The organism is Stenotrophomonas sp. SrG (assembly GCF_050031795.1).
In the GTDB taxonomy this organism is placed as follows: domain Bacteria; phylum Pseudomonadota; class Gammaproteobacteria; order Xanthomonadales; family Xanthomonadaceae; genus Stenotrophomonas; species Stenotrophomonas rhizophila_A.
Genome location: NZ_JBNBBE010001737.1, coordinates 1 through 230, shown reverse-complemented (window position 1 = coordinate 230; position 230 = coordinate 1). Strand labels below are relative to the sequence as shown.

The following is a 230-nucleotide window of genomic DNA, read 5'->3' as shown; positions in this document are numbered from 1 at the left end:
CCACGGCATCGTCGTGGGCGAAGTTGCCAAGCGTGGAGCCGGGGAAGAACAGCAGCCGGCGAGCCGGTTCGCGCTGCGGTTCGGGCAGCGTTACGGGGCGGGTGAAGTCAGCGCAGACCGGCAGCATCTCGCTCTCCGGCAGCGCTTCGGCCAGGCGTGACACGCTGTCGAGCAGGGCCGCGCGCGATATTTCGATGGGGGTGTAGGCCACCGGATCGGCCAGGGCATGC

General features: G+C 69.6%; 1 protein-coding gene. It reads right to left on the bottom strand.

All coding sequences use genetic code 11. From position 1 onward, the window contains the following. On the bottom strand, positions 1-230 hold a 230-nt coding region (locus tag ACQG3P_RS25210; protein ID WP_426806567.1), incomplete at both ends, for an L-histidine N(alpha)-methyltransferase.